Source organism: Limnohabitans sp. INBF003 (assembly GCF_055396645.1).
Window position 1 is genome coordinate 911,056 of the sequence record NZ_AP029222.1, and the last position, 22,876, is coordinate 933,931.

The 22,876-nt window shown below is 61.1% G+C and carries 22 protein-coding genes; 14 read left to right on the plus strand and 8 right to left on the minus strand.

All coding sequences use genetic code 11. The features are described 5' to 3' along the window. Window positions 1-26 precede the first annotated feature (26 nt). The gene (gntR, locus tag ACZ5VE_RS04385; protein WP_464456833.1) at window positions 27-1,082 is read left to right on the plus strand and encodes an HTH-type transcriptional regulator GntR; all 1,056 of its coding nucleotides are present in this window, start codon (window positions 27-29) and stop codon (window positions 1,080-1,082) included. Window positions 1,083-1,219: 137 nt separating this feature from the next. Here the strand turns inward: gntR and ACZ5VE_RS04390 are convergent, their stop codons facing one another. Next, complete coding sequence (locus ACZ5VE_RS04390) at window positions 1,220-2,209, minus strand: 2-hydroxyacid dehydrogenase (RefSeq protein ID WP_464456834.1); 990 nt, start codon at window positions 2,207-2,209, stop codon at window positions 1,220-1,222. A 130-nt stretch (window positions 2,210-2,339) separates the two neighbouring features. Between ACZ5VE_RS04390 and ACZ5VE_RS04395 the strand changes: the two genes are divergently transcribed. Beyond that, entirely contained in the window at window positions 2,340-2,723 is a 384-nt protein-coding gene (locus ACZ5VE_RS04395; RefSeq protein WP_464456835.1) for a cupin domain-containing protein, read from the plus strand. Between the two features lie 72 nt (window positions 2,724-2,795). On the opposite strand, the gene ACZ5VE_RS04400 is transcribed toward ACZ5VE_RS04395, so the two are convergent. Next, the gene (locus ACZ5VE_RS04400; protein ID WP_464456836.1) at window positions 2,796-4,673 is read right to left on the minus strand and encodes a DEAD/DEAH box helicase; all 1,878 of its coding nucleotides are present in this window, start codon (window positions 4,671-4,673) and stop codon (window positions 2,796-2,798) included. A 314-nt stretch (window positions 4,674-4,987) separates the two neighbouring features. Here ACZ5VE_RS04400 and ACZ5VE_RS04405 point away from each other — a divergent pair, with 314 nt between their 5' ends. The 3 genes from ACZ5VE_RS04405 (at window position 4,988) to ettA (ending at window position 8,955) form a co-directional block, all read left to right on the plus strand. After that, on the plus strand, window positions 4,988-5,986 hold the full coding sequence (locus tag ACZ5VE_RS04405) for a Bug family tripartite tricarboxylate transporter substrate binding protein (RefSeq protein ID WP_464456837.1): 999 nt from the start codon (window positions 4,988-4,990) through the stop codon (window positions 5,984-5,986). Between the two features lie 75 nt (window positions 5,987-6,061). Beyond that, entirely contained in the window at window positions 6,062-7,156 is a 1,095-nt protein-coding gene (locus tag ACZ5VE_RS04410; protein ID WP_464456838.1) for a 3'-5' exonuclease, read from the plus strand. A gap of 137 nt (window positions 7,157-7,293) precedes the next feature. After that, on the plus strand, window positions 7,294-8,955 hold the full coding sequence (gene ettA / locus ACZ5VE_RS04415; RefSeq protein WP_464448872.1) for an energy-dependent translational throttle protein EttA: 1,662 nt from the start codon (window positions 7,294-7,296) through the stop codon (window positions 8,953-8,955). Window positions 8,956-9,242: 287 nt separating this feature from the next. Here ettA and ACZ5VE_RS04420 read toward each other — a convergent pair whose 3' ends face one another. Then, the gene (locus tag ACZ5VE_RS04420; RefSeq protein WP_464456839.1) at window positions 9,243-9,521 is read right to left on the minus strand and encodes a hypothetical protein; all 279 of its coding nucleotides are present in this window, start codon (window positions 9,519-9,521) and stop codon (window positions 9,243-9,245) included. 101 nt (window positions 9,522-9,622) lie between these two features. On the opposite strand from ACZ5VE_RS04420, the gene ACZ5VE_RS04425 reads away from it, so the two are divergent. After that, window positions 9,623-10,342: a pseudouridine synthase gene (locus ACZ5VE_RS04425; RefSeq protein ID WP_464457434.1), complete on the plus strand. Its 720-nt coding sequence runs from the start codon at window positions 9,623-9,625 to the stop codon at window positions 10,340-10,342. Between the two features lie 201 nt (window positions 10,343-10,543). On the opposite strand, the gene ACZ5VE_RS04430 is transcribed toward ACZ5VE_RS04425, so the two are convergent. Next, window positions 10,544-11,356 (minus strand): alpha/beta fold hydrolase, encoded by an 813-nt coding sequence (locus ACZ5VE_RS04430; RefSeq protein ID WP_464456840.1) that lies wholly within the window; start codon window positions 11,354-11,356, stop codon window positions 10,544-10,546. Window positions 11,357-11,447: 91 nt separating this feature from the next. On the opposite strand from ACZ5VE_RS04430, the gene ACZ5VE_RS04435 reads away from it, so the two are divergent. The 8 genes from ACZ5VE_RS04435 to ntrC all read left to right on the plus strand — a co-directional run bounded on the left by ACZ5VE_RS04435 (window position 11,448) and on the right by ntrC (window position 20,445). Continuing rightward, on the plus strand, window positions 11,448-12,407 hold the full coding sequence (locus ACZ5VE_RS04435; protein WP_464457435.1) for a YVTN family beta-propeller repeat protein: 960 nt from the start codon (window positions 11,448-11,450) through the stop codon (window positions 12,405-12,407). Then, a complete protein-coding gene (locus tag ACZ5VE_RS04440) occupies window positions 12,391-13,233 on the plus strand; it encodes a polysaccharide deacetylase family protein (protein WP_464456841.1) in 843 nt (280 codons plus the stop codon). Before ACZ5VE_RS04435 ends, ACZ5VE_RS04440 begins: the two co-directional genes overlap by 17 nt. A gap of 4 nt (window positions 13,234-13,237) precedes the next feature. After that, on the plus strand, window positions 13,238-14,200 hold the full coding sequence (locus ACZ5VE_RS04445; protein WP_464456842.1) for a sterol desaturase family protein: 963 nt from the start codon (window positions 13,238-13,240) through the stop codon (window positions 14,198-14,200). Between the two features lie 48 nt (window positions 14,201-14,248). Next, entirely contained in the window at window positions 14,249-15,172 is a 924-nt protein-coding gene (locus ACZ5VE_RS04450; protein WP_464456843.1) for an EI24 domain-containing protein, read from the plus strand. 26 nt (window positions 15,173-15,198) lie between these two features. Further along, window positions 15,199-16,014: a competence/damage-inducible protein A gene (locus ACZ5VE_RS04455; protein ID WP_464456844.1), complete on the plus strand. Its 816-nt coding sequence runs from the start codon at window positions 15,199-15,201 to the stop codon at window positions 16,012-16,014. A 284-nt stretch (window positions 16,015-16,298) separates the two neighbouring features. After that, on the plus strand, window positions 16,299-17,714 hold the full coding sequence (glnA, locus tag ACZ5VE_RS04460; protein ID WP_464456845.1) for a type I glutamate--ammonia ligase: 1,416 nt from the start codon (window positions 16,299-16,301) through the stop codon (window positions 17,712-17,714). 85 nt (window positions 17,715-17,799) lie between these two features. Beyond that, entirely contained in the window at window positions 17,800-18,864 is a 1,065-nt protein-coding gene (glnL, locus tag ACZ5VE_RS04465; RefSeq protein WP_464456846.1) for a nitrogen regulation protein NR(II), read from the plus strand. A gap of 21 nt (window positions 18,865-18,885) precedes the next feature. After that, on the plus strand, window positions 18,886-20,445 hold the full coding sequence (ntrC, locus tag ACZ5VE_RS04470; protein ID WP_464456847.1) for a nitrogen regulation protein NR(I): 1,560 nt from the start codon (window positions 18,886-18,888) through the stop codon (window positions 20,443-20,445). A gap of 157 nt (window positions 20,446-20,602) precedes the next feature. Here the strand turns inward: ntrC and ACZ5VE_RS04475 are convergent, their stop codons facing one another. The 4 genes from ACZ5VE_RS04475 to ACZ5VE_RS04490 all read right to left on the minus strand — a co-directional run bounded on the left by ACZ5VE_RS04475 (window position 20,603) and on the right by ACZ5VE_RS04490 (window position 22,838). After that, window positions 20,603-21,571 (minus strand): RluA family pseudouridine synthase, encoded by a 969-nt coding sequence (locus ACZ5VE_RS04475; protein WP_464456848.1) that lies wholly within the window; start codon window positions 21,569-21,571, stop codon window positions 20,603-20,605. Between the two features lie 13 nt (window positions 21,572-21,584). Beyond that, window positions 21,585-21,884 carry a 2Fe-2S iron-sulfur cluster-binding protein gene (locus tag ACZ5VE_RS04480; RefSeq protein WP_464456849.1) on the minus strand — a complete coding sequence of 100 codons (300 nt, stop codon included), beginning with the start codon at window positions 21,882-21,884 and terminating at the stop codon, window positions 21,585-21,587. A gap of 51 nt (window positions 21,885-21,935) precedes the next feature. Further along, on the minus strand, window positions 21,936-22,076 hold the full coding sequence (locus ACZ5VE_RS04485) for a hypothetical protein (RefSeq protein WP_019427071.1): 141 nt from the start codon (window positions 22,074-22,076) through the stop codon (window positions 21,936-21,938). Window positions 22,077-22,199: 123 nt separating this feature from the next. Beyond that, window positions 22,200-22,838: a nitroreductase family protein gene (locus ACZ5VE_RS04490; RefSeq protein WP_464456850.1), complete on the minus strand. Its 639-nt coding sequence runs from the start codon at window positions 22,836-22,838 to the stop codon at window positions 22,200-22,202. Window positions 22,839-22,876 lie beyond the last annotated feature (38 nt).

Here is a 22,876-nt window from a genome sequence, read left to right on the forward strand (position 1 = left end):
AATTGACTTTACCTCCGGATTAACCCTTGCCCAACGCTGTTTCGCCACCCCCAAAGGCCGTCAAAAGCCACCGCGCCACAGGCCGCATTACCTTGAGTGATGTGGCTCAAGCCGCAGGCGTCAGTCCCAGCACGGTGTCGCGGGCCTTACGGGGAGAGCGTGCTGTCGACCCGGCCTTGATTGAGCGTGTCCAGGCGGTCTCCAGCAAGCTCGGTTATGTGCCCGACCCCGCCGCCCGTGCGCTGGCCTCGCAACGCAGCAACCATGTGGCCATTTTGATCCCGCTGCTGTCGAATGCCTTGTTTGTCGACCTTCTGGATGCGGCACAAAAAACCTTGCGTGCAGCCGGGTTCCAGACCCTGATGGGTGTGACCCACTATGACGCCAGCGAAGAAGAGCAATTGTTGCGTGAGCAATTGCTGCATCGCCCGGCAGGCTTGCTGGTGACGGGCCTGGAGCACAACGCGGTCACGCGCAAACTCATGGACAGCAGCCTGGTGCCGTGCGTGTACCTGATGGATTTACCCCCCAGCACCCTTGCCGAAGCGCCTTACTGTGTCGGTTTTCAGCAAACCGAGGCGGGCGCCGCCATGACGCGGCATTTGCTGTCAAGCGGTCGCAAGCGGATTGCGTTTGCCGCAGCGCAACTGGACCCGCGTGTGATGCAGCGTCTTTATGGCTGGCGCAGCGCATTGCACGAAGCGGGGCTGTACGAGCCCACCCTGGAGTTCCTCAACCCCGCACCCTCGTCCTTGGCTTTGGGGGGTGTGCTGTTTGAGCAAATCATGCAGCAGCGTCCAGCCGTGGATGCCATCTTTTTTTGCAACGACGACTTGGCGCAAGGGGCCTTGATGGCCGCTTTGCGTCTGGGTATTGCGGTGCCAAGCCAGGTGGCCATTGCGGGCTTTAATGACCTGACGGGCAGCGACCAGATGCTGCCCCCGCTGACCACGGTGCGCACCCCTCGCGCCCGGATCGGCGAGGCCGCAGCGCAAATGCTGCTGACGCTCATGAGGGGCGAGGAGCCCGAACGGCCCCAGCTTGATTTGGGCTTTGAAATCGTCCAGCGCCAAAGCAGCTGACGCTGTGGGAGCGAGCCCCCACTCGCAAAGCCGGGTTCAGAGATTCGGCCGCAGGGGCAGCCTCCTACAAGAAACCAAATCGCGTTTGGCTCAGCAGCTGACCCTGTAGGAGCGAGCCCCTGCTCGCGAAGGCTTGTTCAGGCGGGGCCGTGCAATACGTTGATCAATGCTTCGCCACGGCTCAGGCGAGCAATGTTGTCGGCCAAAGTTTCTTGACGTCGGTGCACCGTGCCCGAGGTCCAACCCGACATGTGGGGGGTCATCAGCACATTGTCGAGCGCCGCAAAGTCGTATTGCGACGGCGCGCATTCGGCTTGTGTGGGCGTGGGGTACTGGTACCAGGTGTCGATGACCGCGCCGCCGATCTGGCGTGAGGCCAGCGCGTCGTAAAGCGCTTTTTCATCGATCACCGCACCCCGGCCCACGTTCATCAGCACCGCATCGGGCCGCATGGCGGAGATGGCCTTCGCATCGACCAGACCCAGCGTGTTGTCGGTCAAAGGCAAGCTGACCACCACCGCATCGGCCGAACCCATGAAATCGTGCAGTGCATCGAGTGTCCAGCTTTGGTCCACCACCGGGTGGCTGATGGGGCTGCGGTTGGCCACATGCACCCGCATGCCCATGGCTTTGGCGCGTTGGGCCACGGTCTGGGCGATGTGCCCGAAACCCAGCAGGCCAATCGTTTGCGCGCCCAGTTCGGTGCGCAAGGCGGTGGGGCGGCCTGCCCAGTAGGTCCAACGTTGCTGGCGCAAGTCATGGTCGGCCTTGGCCAGTGGCACATGGCGCATGAGCAGGGCGGCGATCACGTATTCGGCGATGGCGTTTTCGTGGCCAAAGCAGTTGGCCAGCGTGCATGACGCAGGCAGCAAGGCCGTGTTGACCGCGTCGGTGCCGGCCGCCGGGGCATGAAACAGCCGGGCCTTGAGCGGGACAGGCATGCTGTCGTTGAGTTTGATGCCGATCACCACATCGGCGCTTTCGTAATGGGCGCGCTCGCCTGGCTGGTCGAGCGCATCGCTCAGGTCGAGGATCTGGTGTTCGGGGGCGACGAGCTGCTCAAAACCCTGACGGAAGTTGGCGGCGTTCTGGCCGTGGAAAACGATTTTCAGGGGAGAAGTGCTCATGTTGTCTCGGATAGGTTGTTGTGGTGGGGCTTGAACTGCGCGTCACTATGCCAGAAGCGCTGTCCGGTTTTCTGGCTGCGCGACAGCTCGGCGACAATCAGGCTTTCATCTTTTCACGAGACACACGGCCATGACCCAGCTGAAAAAAGTCATTCTGTTCACCGACACCGATGGCCGCGCACGCTTTCGAGACGAGTTTGTGCCCTTGACCGAAGGCACGCCCCAAAGCCAGTTGTCGGCCCTGATGCCTGCGGCAGCTTGCCAATTGCGCCAGAGCCCGGTGGGTTTTCGAAGCACGTTCCATTGCTCGGGCAACCCGCAATGGCTGTTTGTGCTGGGCGGTCAGATGGAGATCTTTTTGCAAGACGGCAGTTCGCGTATTTTTGGCCCGGGCGAATTTTTCTATTCGGCCGACACCCTGCCCGAAGGGGCCACGTTTGACGCCACCGTGCACGGCCATTGGAGCCGCCAGGTCGGCCCCGACCCGCTGGTGACCTTGTTTGTGCGTGACTGACCGCACAAAAAACGGCACGCAAAAAAAGAGCCCGCATCAGCGGGCTCTATTCATTGGGGGGCAGGGCGCTGATCAGCGACCAAAGCCACGGCCACCGCCACCGCCAAAGCCGCGGTTGCCACCGCCGCCATTGCCGCCACCGTTCCCGCCGCCATAACCACCACCGCCGCCACCGCCTCGGCGGCGGTTGCCGCTGGCCAGGCTGTCGATGCTGGTGCGGGTGGGGTCAGGCTGGCCGCTGGAGCGCACGGGGTTGCGGTTAGGCAAATCCAGACGCGCAAACTGCGTGGTCTTCAAGGGGTCGATGTGGCGTGGCAGCTCATCACCGTCGTTGCGACGGCGGTCTTGACCGCCTTGGCCACCACCTTGACCTCCGCGTGCAGGACCACGGCCTTCAGGACGTGGACCACGCGGTGCGGGACGGCCTTGGCCATCACCACGGTTGTCAAAACGCGGGTCGCCACGTTGCTCTTGGCCGCGACCGCCGTCACGGTTGCCACCTTCGCGGCGGCCATCGCCCTGGCCTTCAAAGCGCGGAGCGCCTTGTGGGCCATTGCGGCGTGATGGAGGAGGACCATTGCGCGATGGACGGGCCGGGCCCTGACCTTCGCCACGGGCTTGACGGGGACCGCCGCCACCACCACCGTTACCACCGCCCACCGCGACCTTGTTGTCACGGATGCGTTGCATCATGTCCTGGCGCGCAGCCTTGGCCGCCGCAGCCATCACATCGCGGCTTGGCGGCTTGCCTGCACCGCCCCACAAGGTCTGGCGACCCATGGCGATGGGCTCGGCCACTTCGCCTGCGTCGGGGCCAAAGCCTTCGAGCAGTTGCACTGGAATCTCTTGCTTGGTGAAGCGCTCGATGTCCATCATGAAGCCTTCTTCGTCCAGACACACCAGGCTCACGGCCTCGCCGCTGGCACCCGCACGGCCTGTGCGGCCAATGCGGTGCACGTAGTCTTCGGACACGTTCGGGATTTCAAAGTTCACGACGTGCGGCAAGTCTTCGATGTCGATGCCGCGCGCTGCAATGTCGGTGGCCACCAAAGCCCGGATCTCGCCGCTCTTGAAGCCGGCCAAGGCCTGTGTGCGGGCGGTCTGGCTCTTGTTGCCGTGCAAGGCCATGGCCTTCACGCCGTTTTTGGTCAGGAAGTCGGCCACATTGTTGGCGCCAAACTTGGTGCGGGTGAACACCAGCACCTGGCTCCAGTCGTGCTTTTGGATGATGTGCAGCAGCACGTCTTTTTTCTTGTTGCGGCCCACGGGGTGGATCACTTGCGTGATGCGCTGCACCGTGGTGTTGCTGGGCGTGACCTGGATGCTTTGCGGGTTCTTGAGCAGGTTGCCCGCCAGTTCGCGGATCTCGTCACTGAAGGTGGCCGAGAACAGCAGGCTCTGCTTTTCCTTGGGCACCAAGGCCAGCACTTTTTTCACGTCGTGGATGAAGCCCATGTCCAGCATGCGGTCGGCTTCGTCGAGCACCAAAATTTCGATGCTGGACAAGTCCAGGAAGCCCTGGCCTTGCAAGTCGAGCAAACGGCCCGGTGTGGCCACCAGAATGTCCACGCCTTTTTTGATCTTGCTGATTTGCGGGTTCATGCCCACACCGCCAAAGATCACGGTGGAGTCGAGCTGCAGGTATTTGCCGTAGTCGCGCACCGACTCTTCGACCTGTGCGGCCAATTCGCGTGTGGGGGTGAGCACCAAAGCGCGGATGGCTTTGCCGCCAAAGCGGTTTTTGCCCGGCTCACTCAAGCTCAGCTTGTGCAACAAAGGCAGCGTGAAGGCGGCGGTTTTGCCGGTGCCGGTTTGGGCACCTGCCAACAAGTCTTGTCCGGCCAGAACGGCGGGAATGGCTTGGGCCTGAATGGGCGTGGGGTTTTCGTAACCGAGCTCGCGCACGGCTTGCATGATGGCCGGGGCCAGATTCAATTCTTCAAAGTTCATTTTTACAGAGCGCCATGTCCGGCGCGGGTATCGGCTCATTCAACTGCTGTTGGCAGTTACCAGTGTTGGCCGATAGGTCTTAAGGTGGGCATGGAAACCGCAGGCGCTTGTTTTGAGCGTTGCCTGGGTCAGGCCCCAGCAGAAGTGCTGATGTTGCGGCAACTGGAGGCCACAACGGAACGCATTGTCGCACAAAGCAGAAAAAGCCCTGCAGATGTCCCCCACAGGTCAGGCCATGGGTTCAAACCCCAATGCCCAAAAGGCATGGCACCCCTAGACTGCACGGCATCTACAAACCGCTCACGCGCATGACCATGAAGCCTTTTTCCGATCGCCGTTCCTTTTTGCAAACTGCTGCTTTGGCCGCCACCACCGTGGCCGCCAGTGGCCCGCTGGTCAGTGCCTGGGCGCAAACCAAATGGCCCGCCAAACCCATCCGGATCATTGTGGCTTTCCCGCCCGGTGGTTTGACCGATGCTTTGGCCCGCAGCTACGGCGACCACCTGGCCACCAAGCTGGGCGTGCCCGTGGTCATCGACAACAAGCCTGGTGCCGGGGCCATCATCGGCATTGATGCGGCCGCCAAATCGCCCGCCGACGGTTACACCCTGGTCATGAGCACCTCGGGCACCTTTTGGCAAAACCGCATCTTGTATTCCAAGCTGCCTTACAACCTCGATAAAGACCTGACGCCGGTCACCGTCTTCCCCTCGGGCCCGCTGGTGGTGGGCATCAACGACAAAATTCCCGCCAACAACATGGCCGAATTTGTGGCTTGGGCCAAAAAGAACCCGACCTCCATGGGCACTTATGCCCCAGGCTCTTACCCGCACATGGTGGCCGACCAGACCAACCGCATCCACGGCACCAAAATCCAGTCGGTGCATTACAGGGGTGAGGCGCCCATGTGGCTCGACGTGGCTTCGGGCCAATCGCAAATTGCTGTCGGCAGCTACCTGGCGTTCAATGCCGTGGCCAGCCGGGGCGTGCGCCCGATTGGCGTGACTGGCAGCTACCGTTCCCCCAAACTGCCCAATGTGCCCACCTTGATGGAGCAGGGCGATACCGCCAAGCTCGTCACACTGGAAGGCGGCTTGCCCCTGGTGGCCCCGGCCGGAACGCCCGAAGCCGTGCTCAAACTCCTAGCCGACGAAGCCGTGGCCTGGTCCAACACCGACAAAGCCGCCAAGCTGCGCGACACCTTCGCCATCCCCAACAAGCCCAAAAACCTCGCGGGCACCCGCAAAGACTGGGAGGGCGAAGTGCCCGTCTGGATCAAGCTGGCTGTGGACTTGGGGATCAAGCTGGACTGAAGCGGTGTCCGGGCATCCTCATTCTTGTTGGATGGCGTGTCTGAGGACCTGGAAGACGCGGTTTAATCTCGGCTTATGAACAAAACCGATCAACTGAGTTTTTTCGGCTTTGAAGCCGGGGGCTCAGACAAGCCCGCCAAACCGGCCAAGCCTGCCAAAGTGCCTGCGCCAGCCGCCGCGGACACATCAGCCGCGCCTGTGCCCGTTGCTGCTCCCGCACCCGCTGCGCCTGAAGCCTTGAGCGCACCAGTCCCCCCTGCAGCCCCTGCTTCCGAACACGAAGCCATGGCCCAAACCCTGGCGCAGCACCCTGATTTTCGGGTTTTGCGCCGTTTGCAGCCAGTGGCCGACTACGGCGGCCTGCATGGCCAGCCCACCCAGCGCGTGATCGTGCTGGACACCGAGACCACCGGGCTGGACAGCAAGAGCGAAAAAGTCATCGAGCTGGCCATGTTGTCGGTGTTGGTGGACAGCGCCACGGGTTTGCCGGTGGGGCCGGTGACCATTTACGAGTCGTTTGAAGACCCGGGCAAGCCGATTCCGCCTCAGATCACCGAGATCACGGGCATCGATGACAGCATGGTGCAGGGGCTGCGCATCGACGATGCCGCCGTGACCGCTTTGGTGGAACAGGCCGATTTGGTCGTGGCGCACAACGCCGGGTTTGACCGGCCGTTTGTTGAAGGCCGCTGGCCGGTGTTTGCGGGCAAGGCTTGGGGCTGTTCTTTTCAGGGCATCGACTGGAAGAAAGAGGGCAGTGGCTCGGCCAAGCTGGAGTTTTTGGCATCCGAGCGCGGCTGGTTTTACGACGCGCACCGGGCTCAGGTCGATTGCCATGCGCTTTTGCAGGTGTTGGCTTCGCCCTTGGCCGATGGCCAAACCGGTTTGTCACGCCTTTTGGCCGGGGCAGGGCAGACCCGCTACAAGCTGCGGGCCACGGGCGCGCCTTTTGAGGCGAAAGACAAGCTCAAGTCACGCGGTTACCGCTGGGACGGTGAAGGCCGGGTCTGGTGGTGCAGTTTGGCTTCAGACGATCTGCTGGACGCCGAATGTGCTTGGTTGCGCGACGAGGTGTATGGCACGCGCAGCGCCCGAGTGCAGCTTGAAGCCATGAACAGCCAGGTGCAGTTTTCCAGCCGTTCGGGCAAGTTGACCGAGCGTTCGGTCTGATTTTTCTCTTTAAAGCCCGGCAAGCTGGGATAATGCCGGGTTGCATACACCGCAATTGCGCCCATATAGAGGGCTGCGGTGCAGAGCTGACACCCTTGGGGTGATGGGTCTTTGCCCTTTTTTATTCAGGTTTACACATGGCTCAATACGTATTTTCGATGAACCGGGTTGGCAAGATCGTGCCGCCCAAACGTCATATTCTCAAAGACATTTCGCTGTCTTTCTTCCCCGGCGCCAAGATCGGCGTGCTGGGCACCAACGGTTCTGGCAAGTCCACCTTGCTCAAGATCATGGCGGGCATCGACAAGGAAATCGAAGGCGAAGCCATCCCGATGGCGGGCCTGAAAATCGGTTATCTGCCCCAAGAGCCCGTGATGGACCCCGAGCAGACCGTGCGCGAAGCCGTTGAAAGCGGCATGGGCGAAGTCAAGGCCGCGCAGGCCCGCCTCGAAGAGGTGTACGCCGCCTACGCCGAAGAAGACGCCGACTTTGACGCCCTGGCCGCCGAGCAGGCCCAACTCGAAGCCATCATCTCCACCGCAGGCGACGCTTCTGAGCACCAGCTCGAAATCGCAGCCGACGCGCTGCGCTTGCCCGCTTGGGACGCCATCATCGGCAAGCTCTCCGGTGGTGAAAAACGCCGCGTGGCCTTGTGCCGTTTGCTGCTGTCACGCCCCGACATGTTGCTGCTCGATGAGCCGACCAACCACTTGGACGCCGAATCGGTGGACTGGCTGGAGCTGTTCTTGCAGCGTTTCTCGGGCACCGTGGTGGCCATCACCCACGACCGCTACTTTTTGGACAACGCCGCCGAGTGGATTTTGGAATTGGACCGGGGCTCCGGCATTCCGTACAAGGGCAACTACTCCAGCTGGCTGGAGCAAAAAGACGCCCGTTTGGCGACCGAGCAGCGCACCGAAGATGCCCGTTCCAAGGCCATGAAGAAAGAACTGGAGTGGGCACGCGCCAACCCCAAGGGCCGTCAAGCCAAGAGCAAAGCCCGTCTGGCCCGCTTTGAGGAGCTGTCGGACCACGAATACCAAAAGCGCAACGAAACCCAGGAGATCTTCATCCCTGTGGCCGAGCGTTTGGGCAATGAAGTGTTCGAGTTCAAGAACGTCAGCAAGTCCTTTGGCGACCGTTTGCTGATCGACAACCTGAGCTTCAAGGTGCCAGCGGGTGCCATCGTCGGCATCATCGGCCCCAACGGTGCCGGTAAGTCGACCCTGTTCAAGCTGATCGCGGGCAAAGAGCAGCCCGACAGCGGTGAAGTCACCATCGGTCAGACCGTGCGCATGGCCTTTGTGGACCAGAACCGTGACGACCTGGACAACAACAAAACCGTGTGGGAAGACGTCTCGGGCGGCCTGGACATCATCAACGTCGGCAAGTTCCAGATGGCCAGCCGCGCGTATTGCGGCCGCTTCAACTTCAACGGCGGCGACCAGCAAAAGAAGGTCGGCATGTTGTCGGGCGGTGAGCGCGGCCGTTTGCACTTGGCCAAGACCCTGATCGAAGGCGGCAATGTGTTGCTGCTGGACGAACCCTCGAACGACTTGGACGTGGAAACCTTGCGCGCTTTGGAAGATGCGCTGCTGGAATTCGCGGGCTCCATCATGGTCATCAGCCACGATCGCTGGTTCCTGGACCGCATTGCCACCCACATCCTGGCCGCCGAAGGCGACAGCCAGTGGGTGTTCTTTGACGGCAACTACCAAGAATACGAAGCCGACAAGAAACGCCGTCTGGGCGAAGAAGGTGCCAAGCCCAAGCGCGTGCGCTTCAAGGCTTTGAAGTAATCAGCTGCCTTGCAGACCACAACGGGCCCTTCGGGGCCCGTTGTCATTGGTGCTGCTGAAGGTGTTTTTGTTCTGTGGGAGGCCGCCCCTGCGGCCGAATGCGTGCAGTGGCAGTGCAAATATTCGCGAGCAGGGGCTCACTCCCACAAGAAATTCAGCCAGTGCCTTTTTCCCTGTGGGAGGCTGCCCCTGCGGCCGAATGCGTGCAGTGGCAGTACAAATGTTCGCGAGCAGGGGCTCGCTCCCACAAAACACGGGGCTTCCTAGAAGATGCAAGGGTTGTCGGCCTACGGGCTGGCCAGCTTGGCCCGGGCTTTGTCTGCCCACAGCTGCAGGTTGTCGAACAGGTCTTTTTGGCTGAAGGAGCAGCTTTCGCCGCTGAACAGGGCGCTGGCTTCGATGCGGTCGAGCAAATCGCCCAAAACGACGCCAAATTTTTCGGGCAAAGGCAGGCTGGTCGCACCACTGCGCCACAGCCGGATCATTTCGTTTTGCGGCAATTCACCTCGGGCACAGATGGCCAATGCATCGGTCATGCGTGTGAGGGTTTCAAGGGCTGTGCTCATGGGCGGTGTCTCCTGCAAATTTCGGGGTGCCATGTCCGGCGTCAAAGGGGTCGGTTTCGCGGCGACAATCATGCCCCATGAAAGCCAAATCTCTCAAACCCATGCGCCTGGAAGACATCTTGTACTGCCAGGGCTTTGGCACCCGCCGGGTGTGTGCCGGACTCGTGCAACAAGGCCATGTGCAAGTCAACGGCGAAACCGTGACCGATTCGGGTGAATTCTTTGAACTCGAAGGCCTGCATTTTAATGTGCAGGGGACCGACTGGCCGTTCAAGGAAAAGGCCTATGTGCTGCTCAACAAGCCTGCGGGCACCGAGTGTTCGCAAAAGCCGTCCACCTGGCCGAGCATTTACACCTTGCTGCCCGCGCCTTTGCGCCAGCGCCCCCAAAAAGCGGCAGTGCAGGGCGTGCAGGCGGTGGGTCGGCTGGACCAAGACACCACCGGCTTGCTGCTTTTGACCGACGACGGCCAATTCATCCACAAAATGAGCTCACCCAAGCACCATGTGCCCAAGGTGTACGAAGTGACCACCAAGCACCCGATCACGCCCGAGATGTTGGACAAGCTGCTGACGGGTGTGGTGCTGGACGATGACCCCAAGCCCGTGAAAGCCGCCGCCTGCGAGGCCGTGGGCGAGCTGCACTTGAAGCTGACGCTGACCGAGGGCAAATACCACCAGGTCAAGCGCATGCTGGCGGCGGTGGGCAACCGGGTCGAAGGGCTGCACCGCTCGCAAATCGGGGGGCTGGTTTTGAACGATCTGGCACCCGGCCAATGGCGCTGGTTGAACGACGAAGACCTGGCTTTGCTCAAGCCCTGAACGCCTGCCATCGGGATTTTCATGTGAATGCCCCAGTGCCGAGGGGTGGCTATCCCTGGTGCTGTAGGAGCTTGCCCTGCAAGCGATGGCTTGCAGCCTGCGAGCCGTCCTATCGCCAGCAGGGCTGGCTCCTACACAAAACCTCCGGTTGCAGAGCCTACGATTAGAGGCTGAGTGTTTGTTGTCGGGCATTGCCCGGACTTACAGGTCGTTGATGAAAGTCTGCACCGCCTTTTCCACAGTCTCGGTTTGGTCGCGGTGCGGTGAATGCCCGCAGTCCGGCAGTTTCAGCAACTGCGCATGCGGCACAGCGCGGGCAATCTCGTCGATCTGCGCCATGGTGCCGTAAGGGTCAGCCTCGCCCTGAATGGCCAGCAAGGGCGCAGAGATGCCGCCCAACTCTGGCCGAATGTCAAACGGGCGGAAGGCCTCGCTCAACCACACGTCGTTCCATTGCCAGAAGGCGCAGTCCACATCGGCGTGGTACGGGGCCAAGCGCTGGCGCAGGGGGCCGCTTTCATAAGCCTCGCGGGCTGACGTGATGGCTGCGACCGAGATGTCTTCGACCATGACATGCGGTGCCATCACCACACAGCCAGCCACCGCGCAACGGCTGGCATGGATCAGGGCGATGGTGCCGCCGTCCGAATGGCCGAGCAGCACAGGGCACTCAATGCCCAGCGTTTGCAACAAGGCGGGCAAGACCACCAGCGCTTCATGGTGCATGTAATCGGGCAACAAACGCCCCACGCGCTGCCCGACCGACTCGCCAGACGGGCCGCGTACATCGGGCACGGTGTCCGATTGGCCGTAGCCCTGGCGTGAATAGACCAAGCCCGCGCAGCCCAGCCGCTGGCAAAGTTGGGCGGGCCAGTCGCGCCACATGGCCACGCTGCCCAGTCCTTCGTGCAAAAAAACCAATGTGGGCAAGAGGCTGGCGCTGACGGCAGGGATCTGCAAGGCCTCCAAGGTGACGCCTTGAAGGCTTATTTTTGACGGCGGCTTGATTTGCATCTGGGTTCCTGTGGGTGGTCCGATTACACTTGAACGTGATTTTGAAAGCGTTTTTGTGATTTCCTTGCTTCCTGTTGTTCGATTTTTTGCTGTGGTTGTTTTGGGGCTTCAGCTCTACGGTGTTTCGGCCCAGACACCGGCTCCTGCGCCTGTTTTTGTACTCAATTCGCTGGACGGCACGGTCAGCGTGATCGATCCAGCCACTTGGACCGAGAAAAAGCGCATCCCCACCGGCAAAGAGCCGCACCACCTGTACATGACGCCCGATGAGAAATCGGTCATCGTGGCCAATGCGCTCAGCGATTCGCTCACCTTCATCGACCCGCGCACCGCCGAAGTTCAGCACACGGTCACGGGCATTCTCGACCCCTACCAACTGCGTTTTTCACCCGACATGAAGTGGTTTGTCACGGTGGCTAACCGCCTCAACCATGTGGACATTTACCGTTGGGATGGCCACAACCCCACGCTGGTCAAGCGCATTGCCACCGGCAAAACGCCCAGTCACTTGTGGATCGACAGCAAAAGCACCACCGTGTGGGCCAGCATGCAGGACAGCAATGAGCTGGTCACCATCGACTTGGCCACGCAAACCCTGAAAAGCCGTGTGCCGACAGGCCCCATGCCCGCCGACGTGTTTGGCACGCCCGATGACAAAACCCTGCTGGTGGGCTTGACCGGGGGCGAAGGCGTTGAGGTGTATGACGTGAGCAGCGGAACACCGCGCTTGGTCAAAACCATTCCCACAGGCAAGGGCGCCCATGCTTTTCGCGCACTGGGGGACCGCAAGCATGTTTTGGTGAGCAACCGTGTGGCCAACACCGTCAGCCAGATCGACTACAGCAGCATGCAGGTGGTGGCCGAGTTCCCCGGTCCTTCGGGGCCCGATTGCATGGACGTGAGCAAAGATGGCAAAACTTTGCTGCTGGCTTCGCGTTGGGCCAAAAAACTCACCGTGATCGACATGGCCAGCCGCAAGGTGGTGCGTCAGGTGAGCGTGGGCAAGTCGCCGCACGGCGTGTGGACGCTCGACCATGCGGGCCGCAACTGACATCCTGAAAACTTGGGCCTTGGCCATCTGGGCGGTGGCCTTGGCCGCGCCAGCGCAAGCAGTGCCGCCAGCCTGCAAGCAACCGGTTTACCTCACTTTTGACACCGGGCACATGGGTGTAGCCCCGTTGATTGCCGAGGTGTTGCAGCGTCAGCAGGTGCGCGTGACATTCTTTGCCGCCCAAGAAAAAACCCAACTAGGCGACGGCACTTTGGGCCAGCACTGGGCCCCGTGGTGGAAAGCCCGCGCCGCTGAAGGCCATGCCTTTGCCTCGCACACCTGGGACCACGCGTACTGGCGTGCCGATGTGAACGATGCGGGTGGGCAAAAGTTCCGCATCCGCCCCAGCGCCGGTGCGCAAGAAGGCAAAAACCTGCTCTGGACCGCGCAAAACTATTGTGACAACTTGCGCCAAGCCGCCCGAAGGCTGCAGGACGTGACAGGCCAGACCCCATTGCCCTTGTTCCGTGCGCCGGGGGGCAAAACATCGGCGCGTTTGCTGGCGGCCGCCAAGCAGTGCGGCTTTGCCCATGTAGGCTGGGCCGATGCGGGTTTTCTGGGTGACGAGTTGCCCAGTGATGTTTATCCCAATGCGCAACTGCTGCAAAAAGCCCTGAAAAACATCCGCTCGGGTGACATCCTGATGGCGCACTTGGGCATTTGGTCACGCCAAGACCCGTGGGCCCCTGCGGTGCTGGAACCCCTGATCGAAGGGCTCAAAGCCAAAGGCCTGTGCTTTGCGACGCTGCGCGAGCACCCCGCCTACCGCGACTGGATTCGCCAGCACCCCTTGCCGCTTGTGGCTTTGCCTGATTCGCGACAATAAGCGCATGGACTTTTTGCTTGACGGTTTTTCGTGGCTTCAGCAAACGCTTTACGAAGCGGTGGTGCAGCCCATCGCCTTTGCCGCAGGGCAGGGCCATCTGCTGGAAAAAGCCTACGAAGGCACGGGCTGGGTGGTGGTGGGCTTGCTGCAGATCGCCGTCATGCTCGCGGTCATCGGGCCACTGCAACGCCTGTGGCCTGCCGAGACGCAGCACGACGCCAAGGCGGTGCGGGTGGATGTGCTTTACACCTTGATTCACCGCTTGGGGTTGTTCAAGCTGGGCATGTTTTTCACGCTCGATTACGCCTTTGAGCAAGGCTGGGGCGTGCTGCGCAGCATGGGCTGGCCCACGCTGCACCTTGACGGCCTGTGGCCCGGCGTGACCGACCTGGCGCTGCCGAGTTTTGTGCTTTATCTGGTGGTGTTTGACTTTGTGCACTACTGGGTTCACCGTGCACAGCACCAGTCCAACACCTGGTGGGCTTTGCATTCGCTGCACCACGCACAGCAGCAGATGAGCATGTGGACCGACAACCGCAACCACCTGCTGGACGATGTGGTGACCAGCCTGATTTTGTCCGCCGTGGCCGTGCTCATTGGCGTGGGCCCTGGGCAGTTTGTGGCGCTGGTGGCGATCAGCCAGCTCAGCGAAAACTTTCAGCATGCCAATGTGCGCATCTGGTTTGGCCACATCGGCGAGCGCCTGTGGATCAGCCCACGCTTTCACCGCAGGCACCACAGCATTGGCATCGGGCATGAATTTGAGGTTCAAGGTCGCAAGGTCTTGGGCGGCTGCAACTTCGGCGTGCTGCTGCCTTGGTGGGACATGCTGTTTGGCACGGCCGACTTCCAGCGCAAGTTCGACCCGACTGGCGTGCGCGATCAGGTGGAGCAGGGGCGTGATTACGGCCAGGGCTTTTGGACTCAGCAGTGGCGCGGCTTGTTGCGTCTGGCGGGTAAGGCCTGACAGCGCCGCAATCCCGCTGTTTCGTGCGCAACTGTTAAGCTTTCGGCCATGAAACTGTTGATCGATTCCTTTTGGCGTGCCGCCATGTATTGCCTGTATCCCCGGGTGATCGGCTTGTCGTGTTTGCCGCTGGTGCTGATCGTGGCCTTGTCCTGGTTGCTGGGGTATTTGTACTGGGACATGGCTGTGACGGGTGTGCGCGCCTGGCTGGATGTGTCGAGTTGGCTCTCGGTGGTGTGGCGCTGGCTGGAGGGCATTGGCTTGCCCAACCTCAAGACCGTGGTGGCGCCCTTGATGGTGATTTTTTCGGTCACGCCGCTGGTCGTGGTGGCCTGTTTGTTGGCCGTGTCTTTTTTGATGACGCCTTCGCTCACCCGCTTGGTGGCCGATCGGCGGTTTGCGGGTCTGCAGCGCAAGCACGGTGGCAGTTTGCTGTTCAGTTTGTGGTGGACCTTTTTGTCTTTGCTGCTGGCGCTGGGCGCTTTGTTGTTGACGCTGCCCATGTGGCTGGTGCCGCCTTTGGCCATGGTGTTGCCTGCGCTCATCTGGGGCTGGCTGACTTACCGGGTCATGGCCTTTGATGTATTGGCCGAGTTCGCCAGCGCCGACGAACGGCACACCCTCATGGCCCGCCACCGCATGAGCTTGTTGGGCATGGGCGTGGTCACAGGCCTCATGGGTGCAGCGCCCAGTCTGGTGTGGGCATCGGGGGCCTTGTTTGCGGCCGCCTTTGTGATCCTGGTGCCGGTGGCCATCTGGATCTACACCCTGGTGTTTGCCTTTTCATCGTTGTGGTTTGCCCACTTTGCGTTGGCGGCTTTGCAGGCTTTGCGCGCCGAGCCGTTGAACGCCATGGTGGACGATGTCTTGCCTGCTGCGCCTGCGTCTCCCCATGCCGCAGCCAAGCTGGGGATGGACCCCAATGACCCGTCCGCTGACGTGACCGATGTCGAACCACGGCGCGCGAGCTGAGATCCTTTGCAGAAAGTTGTTTGACCATGACCCCCACTTTTGGCCTGATCATCATTGGTGACGAAATCATGTCCGGCAAACGCCAGGACAAGCACATGCCCAAAGCCATCGAGCTGCTGTCGGCACGCGGTCTGACACTGACTTGGGCCGAGTATGTGGGCGATTCGCCCGAGCGCATCACCGCCACCTTGAAGCGCGCCTTTGAGTCGGCTGATGTGGTGTTCAGTTGCGGCGGCATTGGGGCCACGCCCGATGACCACACCCGCCAGTGCGCTGCACGGGCGCTGGGTGTGCCGCTGGCGCTGCACCCCGAGGCCAAGCGGCTCATTCAAGAGCGCATGCAGTACACGGCCAAAGAACAGGGTGTGCCTTACGAGCCCGAGCGCGATGACAACGTGCACCGCCTCAACATGGGCGTGTTCCCCGAAGGGGCCGACATCATCCGCAACCCGTACAACAAGATTCCAGGTTTCCGCTGCCAGGGCGCAGGTGGGGGCAGGGTGCACTTTGTGCCGGGCTTTCCGGTCATGGCCTGGCCCATGATTGAGGCCGAGTTGGATGCGCATTACGCGAGTCACTTTCAGCAAAACGCCTGGCTGGAAAAATCGGTCATCGTGCTCGGCTCGATGGAGGCCACGCTGACGCCTTTGATGGAGGCCATTGAAGCGGGGCACCCGGGTGTCAAGGTGTTCAGTCTGCCCAGCGTGGACCACCCGCAATGGGGGCGTCACATTGAGCTGGGGGTCAAAGGGGAGCCTGCCCGCGCCGAATTGGCCTACCGGGATTTGCGCCAAGGCCTGATGGCCTTCAAGCTGGAATATGGCCCCGAATTGGTGCGTTGATTTAAAATTCACCAAAATGGTGCAAAATTGCACAATTAAAGTGCATGGGTGCCGTGCGAGTCGTTGAGGCATTTGTTGGGAGGCCCTGAAAATCCTGTGTCCAAGGCTGTGGAGCTTGCCTACAAGGCGTGGCCTGTTCTTTTTTCTGCGTCTCAGGCGGCCAATCGAGCCTCCTCAGGGCACAATCTTGGGATGCTCAGGTGCAAGTTTTTAAGTCAAGTTGGCACAGAAACTGCAAGACCCGTGCGTAAGCTTTTTAACCCCTTTCCATTCAGGAGAATTTGATGGCCAAGACCGTCGCAGACGTGATGAAGATGGTGAAAGAGAACGAAGTCAAGTTCGTTGACTTCCGTTTCACCGATACCCGTGGCAAGTGGCAGCACATCACTGCGCCCGTGTCGCAGTTCGACGAAAACAAGTTCGAAGAAGGTCAAGCGTTTGACGGCTCTTCGATTGCTGGCTGGAAAGGCATTGAAGCTTCGGACATGTTGTTGATCCCCGATCCCAACAGCGCGATCATTGACCCTTTCTTCGAAGAAGTCACTTTGGTCCTGATCTGCGACGTGATCGAGCCCACAGATGGCAAGGCCTACGAGCGTGACCCACGTTCCATTGCCAAGCGCGCCGAGACATACCTCAAGCAATCGGGCATGGGCGATACCGCCTACTTCGGTCCCGAACCCGAATTCTTCTTGTTTGACGACGTGCGTTGGAGCACCGAGCCGAACAACACCTTCTACGCCATCGACGAAGCCGAAGCCCCATGGAACAGCGGCACCAAGATGGAAAACGGCAACAGCGGTCACCGTAACCGCGTTAAGGGTGGCTACTTCCCAGTGCCCCCCGTGGACAGCACGCACGACATGCGCAGCGAAATGTCTTTGATCCTCGAATCCGTGGGCATCCCGGTCGAAGTGCACCACCACGAAGTGGCTGGCGCAGGTCAGTGCGAAATCGGCACCAAGTTCTCCACCCTGGTGGAGCGTGCTGACTGGACATTGCTGCAAAAGTACGTGATCCACAACGTGGCCAACGCTTACGGCAAAACCGCCACCTTCATGCCCAAGCCCTACGCTGGCGACAACGGTTCCGGCATGCACGTTCACCAGTCCATCTGGAAAGACGGCAAGAACCTGTTTGCAGGCAACGGCTACGCTGGTTTGTCTGATCTCGCCTTGTACTACATCGGCGGCATCATCAAGCACGCCCGTGCTCTGAACGCGATCACCAACCCCGGCACCAACAGCTACAAGCGCTTGGTGCCTCACTACGAAGCCCCTGTGAAGTTGGCTTACTCGGCCAAGAACCGCTCGGCTTCGATCCGCATTCCCAACGTCGCCAGCGAAAAAGGCCGCCGTGTGGAAGCTCGCTTCCCCGATCCATTGTGCAACCCTTACCTCGGCTTCGCGGCCTTGTTGATGGCTGGCTTGGACGGTATCGAGAACAAGATCCATCCCGGCGAAGCAGCGACCAAAGACCTGTACCACTTGCCTCCAGAAGAAGACAAGTTGGTGCCCACCGTTTGCTCCAGCCTGGACCAAGCTCTGGAAGCACTCGATGCAGACCGTGCCTTCCTGACCAAGGGTGGCGTGTTCACCGACTCGTGGATCGACGCTTACATCGAATTGAAGATGCAAGAAGTCAACCGCAGCCGCGTGGAAGTGTCGCCTGTTGAATACGACATGTACTACTCGCTGTAAGCGGTATGCGCCATATTGCACATCCCCGTGCAATACAAACAAAGGACGGCTTCGGCCGTCCTTTTTTTTGCAAAGACGTGACACCATGACCGCGCCAGTCTCCCGATTTCAGGCATTCGATTTGTTGGCCACACCGGTGGCGGTGTTGCAGGGGCAGGGGCGCGTGCGCTTTGTCAATGCGGCGCTGGAAGACGCTTTGGGCATGTCCAGACGCACGCTGTTTGACACCCACCTGCCCGATTATTTTCTGGACCCGCAGCCGCTGATCACCGCTTTGGTGGGCGCTCAGTCGAACGAGTTTGCCGCGCTGCGCTACGAAGCCCAAATGCGCCGTGTGCACCACGAAGACCCCTTGCCGGTGCACGTGATCGTGGCACCCTCGGATCAGGATGGCGAGGTCATCGTCGAGTTGTTGCCTGTCGAGCAACAAACAAGGCAAGAGCGAGAAGAGCGCCTGCTGGAGCAAGCCCAGGCCAACAAAGAGCTGATCCGCAACCTGGCCCACGAGATCAAGAACCCGCTGGGCGGCATTCGGGGCTCGGCACAGTTGCTGGAGATGGAGCTGGACAGCAAGGAGCTGACCGAATACACGCAGGTCATCATCCACGAAGCCGACCGCCTGCAAACCCTGGTGGACCGCTTGCTGGCACCGCACCGCAGGCCGCATGTGGTGGGCGATGTGAACATCCATGAGGTGTGTGAGCGTGTGCGCACCCTGATCCTGGCCGAGTTTCCTCGCGGCCTCAAAGTGGTGCGCGACTACGACATCTCAATCCCCGAGTTTCGGGGTGACCGCGAACAACTCATTCAGGCCGTGCTCAACATCGCGCACAACGCAGCGCAAGCACTGCAAGAACGCATCGCGCAAGGCGATGGCCAGATCACGCTCAAGAGCCGCATCTTGCGACAAGTCACCTTTGGCAAGCAGCGTTATCGCCTGGCATTGGAATTGCATGTGATTGACAACGGGCCTGGTGTTCCAGACTCGATCAAGGACCGCATTTTTTTCCCGCTCATATCGGGACGCGAAGGCGGTTCGGGCCTGGGGCTCACATTGGCGCAAACCTTTGTGCAACAGCACCACGGCATGATCGAGTGTGACAGCGAGCCTGGCCGTACGGATTTCAAGATCTTGATTCCGTTGCCCTGAATTTAAGAAAGCGCCACGTTGATGAAGCCGATCTGGATCGTAGACGATGACCAATCCATTCGCTTTGTGCTTGAAAAAGCACTGTTGCGAGAAGGCTTGCCCACCCGCAGCTTCACCAATCCGCGTGAGGTGATCAAGGCGCTGGACTCGGAAGACCCGCAGGGCGGCCCCCAGGTGCTGGTGAGCGACATCCGCATGCCGGGTGGCTCGGGACTGGATTTGCTGGCCACCATCAAGCAGCGCCTGCCCGGTTTGCCGGTCATCATCATGACCGCGTTTTCTGATCTGGACAGCGCCGTGTCGGCCTTCTCTAGTGGCGCGTTTGAATACCTGCCCAAACCGTTTGACTTGCCCAAGGCGATCGAGCTGATCCGCCGCGCCGTGGGCGAGAGCCAACGCGAAGAAGTGACCGAAGAAAAACAGGTCGATGCCCCCGAGATGCTCGGCCAAGCCCCGGCCATGCAGGACGTGTTCCGTGGCATTGGCCGACTGGCGCAAAGCCATGTCACGGTGCTCATCACGGGTGAATCGGGTTCGGGCAAAGAGCTGGTGGCGCATGCGCTGCACAAGCACTCGCCCCGCGCCGGGCAACCCTTTGTGGCCATCAACACGGCGGCCATTCCCAAAGACCTGCTGGAGAGCGAACTCTTTGGCCACGAGCGCGGCGCGTTCACGGGCGCGCAAGCCTCGCGCCGGGGCCGCTTTGAGCAGGCCGATGGCGGCACGCTGTTTCTTGACGAGATCGGCGACATGCCGTTTGATTTGCAGACCCGCTTGCTGCGCGTTTTGTCGGACGGCAACTTTTACCGCGTGGGCGGGCACAGCGCCGTCAAGGCCAATGTGCGCGTGATCGCGGCCACCCACCAGGATCTGGAGCAGCGCGTCAAGGAGGGCGTGTTTCGCGAAGACTTGTTCCACCGCCTGAACGTGATCCGCCTGCGCCTGCCCGCCCTGCGCGAGCGGCGCGAAGACGTGCCCATGCTGGCGCGCTACTTCTTGCAGCGCAGCGCACAACAATTGGGCGTGGAGCCCAAACGCATCTCGGATGCTGCGCTCGACCGCCTGAGCCATTTTCAGTTTCCGGGCAATGTGCGCCAACTTGAAAACATCTGCCACTGGCTCACGGTGATGGCCCCGGCACAAGTGATCGAAGTGAAAGACTTGCCGCCCGAAGTGCTGGACAACCGTGGAGCCATCGCACCTTCGGCGCAGCCGCTGCATGCAACCTCGGCCTCCGTTGAGGGGGCAGAGTCTGTGGCGTTTTCTGCGCCCGGTGTGGACGCTTTGCAGGCACTTGAATCCCTGGTGTTGGGCACTCCGTCTGCCGCGGCAGCCAGCGGTTCACCGGTTTTGGTGGGGGCCGCCAGCGCATGGGAGCCCGGTCTGGAGCAGGAAGCGCTTAACCTGCTCAACAGCGGTCGCACCGATGTGTGGGATGTGCTGACCCGCCGCTTTGAAACCAGCCTGATTCAAGCCGCTTTGGCCACCACCCGGGGGCGGCGCATCGAAGCGGCCCAAAAGCTGGGCATCGGCCGCAACACCATCACCCGCAAGATCCAGGAACTGGGCATCGACGACTGAAGGTCGGTTCCTGGTGTTGTGGGAGGCCACTCAACGGTCTTTTGTGGGAGGTCGCCCCTGCGGCCGAATGGTGGCGCTGGCGCTCATGTTGGCGTTGGCCCCTCAGACATTCGCGAGCAGGGGCTTGCTCCCACCAGGGTACTGGCTCCAGGGCGTGTCAGTTCTTGCGGGCCACCCAATATGTCGCGCCTTCGGGCCCGTATTGCTCTGCGTGTGGTTCGTCGCGGTTCAGCGTGAACTCGTCGCCTGGCGTCAGGTAGCGCTTTTGGGCCGTGCCATCGGGGGCGGTGCAGCTGAGCCACATCTGGCCTTCTGTCACCCGCGCTTTGACACCAAAAGGGTGGGTGTGCGTGTCCAGCACCACGTTGGGCTCCCAGGTGCGTTCGAGCACTTCGTCAAAACCTTCGGCCAGGGCTTTCGCTTTGAATGCTTCAAAAGTCATGGTGACAACCTCCGTGAAGTGACCGTAAGGCGCGTGGGCAGACCAGTCGGTCGGCGCTTCAAACGCCATGGGTGCATCGGTGAACGGGTGTGGAAAAGCCAGCGACTGCGCGTGCAGCATCAGGCGTGGGCTCAGTGCGCGCACGGGCGCGGGCGCATACAGCGCGTCGCCCAACATGGGGTGACCGATGCTTTGCAGGTGCACACGCAGCTGGTGGGTGCGGCCCGTGACGGGTTCCAGCTCAACCAGCGTGGCGGTGTCGCTGCTTTGCAGGGCGCGCCAGCGGCTGCGGGCCGGTTTGCCGTCGGGGTGCACGATGTGCAGAGGGCGGCGTTCCCAATCGAGCAGGATGGGCCCGTCGATGTTGCGCCAGCCGTCTGCGTCGGCGGGCACCGCTTGCTGGGTGTGCAGGGGCTGCCCGGCCACCACGGCCACATAGCGCTTGTGCACCTGGCGGGTTTCAAACAGGCGACTCATGCGCCGCTGTGCCTCGATGCCGCGCGCCATGACCAACAGGCCCGAGGTGTCCTGGTCGAGCCGGTGCACCACCAGCGCTTCGGGGTAAATGGCCTGCACGCGGCTGGCCAGGCAGTCTTGCTTGTCGGGGCCGCGTCCGGGCACCGACAGCAGGCCGCTGGGCTTTTGCAGCACCAGCAGGTGTTCGTCTTCGTGGATCGGGATCATGTGAGCTTGTCTTTTAGCCTGCGGTGGCGGCGGGCTGCTCCAGCACCACATCCGATAGGGGCCGCGCCACACAGGGCAGCACATAGCCTTCGGCTTTTTCTTCGGCCGACAGGCCGGGCCATTCCACCGTGTAGTCCACCTGGCCGCTGACCAGTCGGCAAATACAGGTGCGGCAAGTGCCGTTGCGGCATGAGCTGGGCAACTGCACGCGGCCCATGTCGGCCGCTTCGAGCAGGGTCAGGTCGCCCTCCACGTCAAATTGCAAGTTGGCGGGCAAGACGCGGGCCGTGAAAATCTGAAAAGGGGCAGACATGGACAGGGATGGCCTTGCAAAGCGGTGGGCTTGGCAAGGCGTTTGATCGCTTTATTTGTCTTTGACTTTGCCGCGAGGGGCGACAAAAGTGGACGGGGCCATGGGCCGGTCGGATGTGAACGTCTTGGGGGGGGACGTGTCTTTCTTTGGCTTCTTGGCCATTTTGTTGCTGCGTTGTTCGCCTTTGGCCATGGTTTTTCCTTGGGTTACTTCCCGGCTTGGGAGTGCCCTGATGTTAAAGCACAAAGCCGCAGGGTCTGCGGCTTTGTCGGGGGGGAAACCTGCCGCCAAAACAGCGACAGGTGTCACGTCCAGTTATTTGACTTCGGTCACGAACTGTTCGCGTGGACGGCGCACCTTTTTCAGGTTCGCCAACCAGTCGCCTTCGGTGGCGCGGTAGCCCAGGGGCACGATCACCACGCTGCGCAGACCGCGAGCCGACAGGCCCAAAATTTCGTCCACGGCTTTGGGTTCAAAGCCTTCCATAGGCGTGGCGTCCACTTCTTCAAAAGCAGCGGCAATCAGGGATGCACCCAAGCCAATGTAGGCCTGACGGGCTGCGTGCTCGAAGTTCACTTCTGCTGAGCGGCCGGGGTAGGTCTTGAGCAACATCTGGCGGTAGTTTTCCCAGCCTTCGTTGGTGCCACCGCGCTCGGCGTTGGTGAAGTCGAAATAGGTGTTGATGCGCTCGGCGGTGTAGTTGTCCCAGGCGGCAAACACCAGCAGGTGCGAGCCTTCGGTCACTTGGGCCTGGTTGTAGGCCTTGGGCTGAATCTGCGCGCGCACGGCGGCGTTGCTGACCACGATGATTTCAAACGGCTGTAAACCGCTGGATGTAGGTGCCAGGCGAGCGGCTTCGACAATGCGGTCCACTTTGTCTTGGGGCACGACCTTGGTCGGGTCCATCTTTTTGGTGGCGTAGCGCCATTGCAGTTTGTTCAGCAATTCAGACATTCTTGTTCCTGTGGGGTTGAAGGATGCGTGATTGTGTC

Excerpts from the sequence above, each read along its gene's own strand:
- ACZ5VE_RS04390 (WP_464456834.1), bottom strand. The coding sequence starts at position 2,209 with ATGAGCACTTCTCCCCTGAAAATCGTTTTCCACGGCCAGAACGCCGCC.
- ACZ5VE_RS04395 (WP_464456835.1), top strand. The coding sequence starts at position 2,340 with ATGACCCAGCTGAAAAAAGTCATTCTGTTCACCGACACCGATGGCCGC.
- ACZ5VE_RS04400 (WP_464456836.1), bottom strand. The coding sequence starts at position 4,673 with ATGAACTTTGAAGAATTGAATCTGGCCCCGGCCATCATGCAAGCCGTG.
- ACZ5VE_RS04405 (WP_464456837.1), top strand. The coding sequence starts at position 4,988 with ATGAAGCCTTTTTCCGATCGCCGTTCCTTTTTGCAAACTGCTGCTTTG.
- ACZ5VE_RS04410 (WP_464456838.1), top strand. The coding sequence starts at position 6,062 with ATGAACAAAACCGATCAACTGAGTTTTTTCGGCTTTGAAGCCGGGGGC.
- ettA (WP_464448872.1), top strand. The coding sequence starts at position 7,294 with ATGGCTCAATACGTATTTTCGATGAACCGGGTTGGCAAGATCGTGCCG.
- ACZ5VE_RS04420 (WP_464456839.1), bottom strand. The coding sequence starts at position 9,521 with ATGAGCACAGCCCTTGAAACCCTCACACGCATGACCGATGCATTGGCC.
- ACZ5VE_RS04425 (WP_464457434.1), top strand. The coding sequence starts at position 9,623 with ATGCGCCTGGAAGACATCTTGTACTGCCAGGGCTTTGGCACCCGCCGG.
- ACZ5VE_RS04430 (WP_464456840.1), bottom strand. The coding sequence starts at position 11,356 with ATGCAAATCAAGCCGCCGTCAAAAATAAGCCTTCAAGGCGTCACCTTG.
- ACZ5VE_RS04440 (WP_464456841.1), top strand. The coding sequence starts at position 12,391 with ATGCGGGCCGCAACTGACATCCTGAAAACTTGGGCCTTGGCCATCTGG.
- ACZ5VE_RS04445 (WP_464456842.1), top strand. The coding sequence starts at position 13,238 with ATGGACTTTTTGCTTGACGGTTTTTCGTGGCTTCAGCAAACGCTTTAC.
- ACZ5VE_RS04450 (WP_464456843.1), top strand. The coding sequence starts at position 14,249 with ATGAAACTGTTGATCGATTCCTTTTGGCGTGCCGCCATGTATTGCCTG.
- ACZ5VE_RS04455 (WP_464456844.1), top strand. The coding sequence starts at position 15,199 with ATGACCCCCACTTTTGGCCTGATCATCATTGGTGACGAAATCATGTCC.
- glnA (WP_464456845.1), top strand. The coding sequence starts at position 16,299 with ATGGCCAAGACCGTCGCAGACGTGATGAAGATGGTGAAAGAGAACGAA.
- glnL (WP_464456846.1), top strand. The coding sequence starts at position 17,800 with ATGACCGCGCCAGTCTCCCGATTTCAGGCATTCGATTTGTTGGCCACA.
- ntrC (WP_464456847.1), top strand. The coding sequence starts at position 18,886 with ATGAAGCCGATCTGGATCGTAGACGATGACCAATCCATTCGCTTTGTG.
- ACZ5VE_RS04475 (WP_464456848.1), bottom strand. The coding sequence starts at position 21,571 with ATGATCCCGATCCACGAAGACGAACACCTGCTGGTGCTGCAAAAGCCC.
- ACZ5VE_RS04480 (WP_464456849.1), bottom strand. The coding sequence starts at position 21,884 with ATGTCTGCCCCTTTTCAGATTTTCACGGCCCGCGTCTTGCCCGCCAAC.
- ACZ5VE_RS04485 (WP_019427071.1), bottom strand. The coding sequence starts at position 22,076 with ATGGCCAAAGGCGAACAACGCAGCAACAAAATGGCCAAGAAGCCAAAG.
- ACZ5VE_RS04490 (WP_464456850.1), bottom strand. The coding sequence starts at position 22,838 with ATGTCTGAATTGCTGAACAAACTGCAATGGCGCTACGCCACCAAAAAG.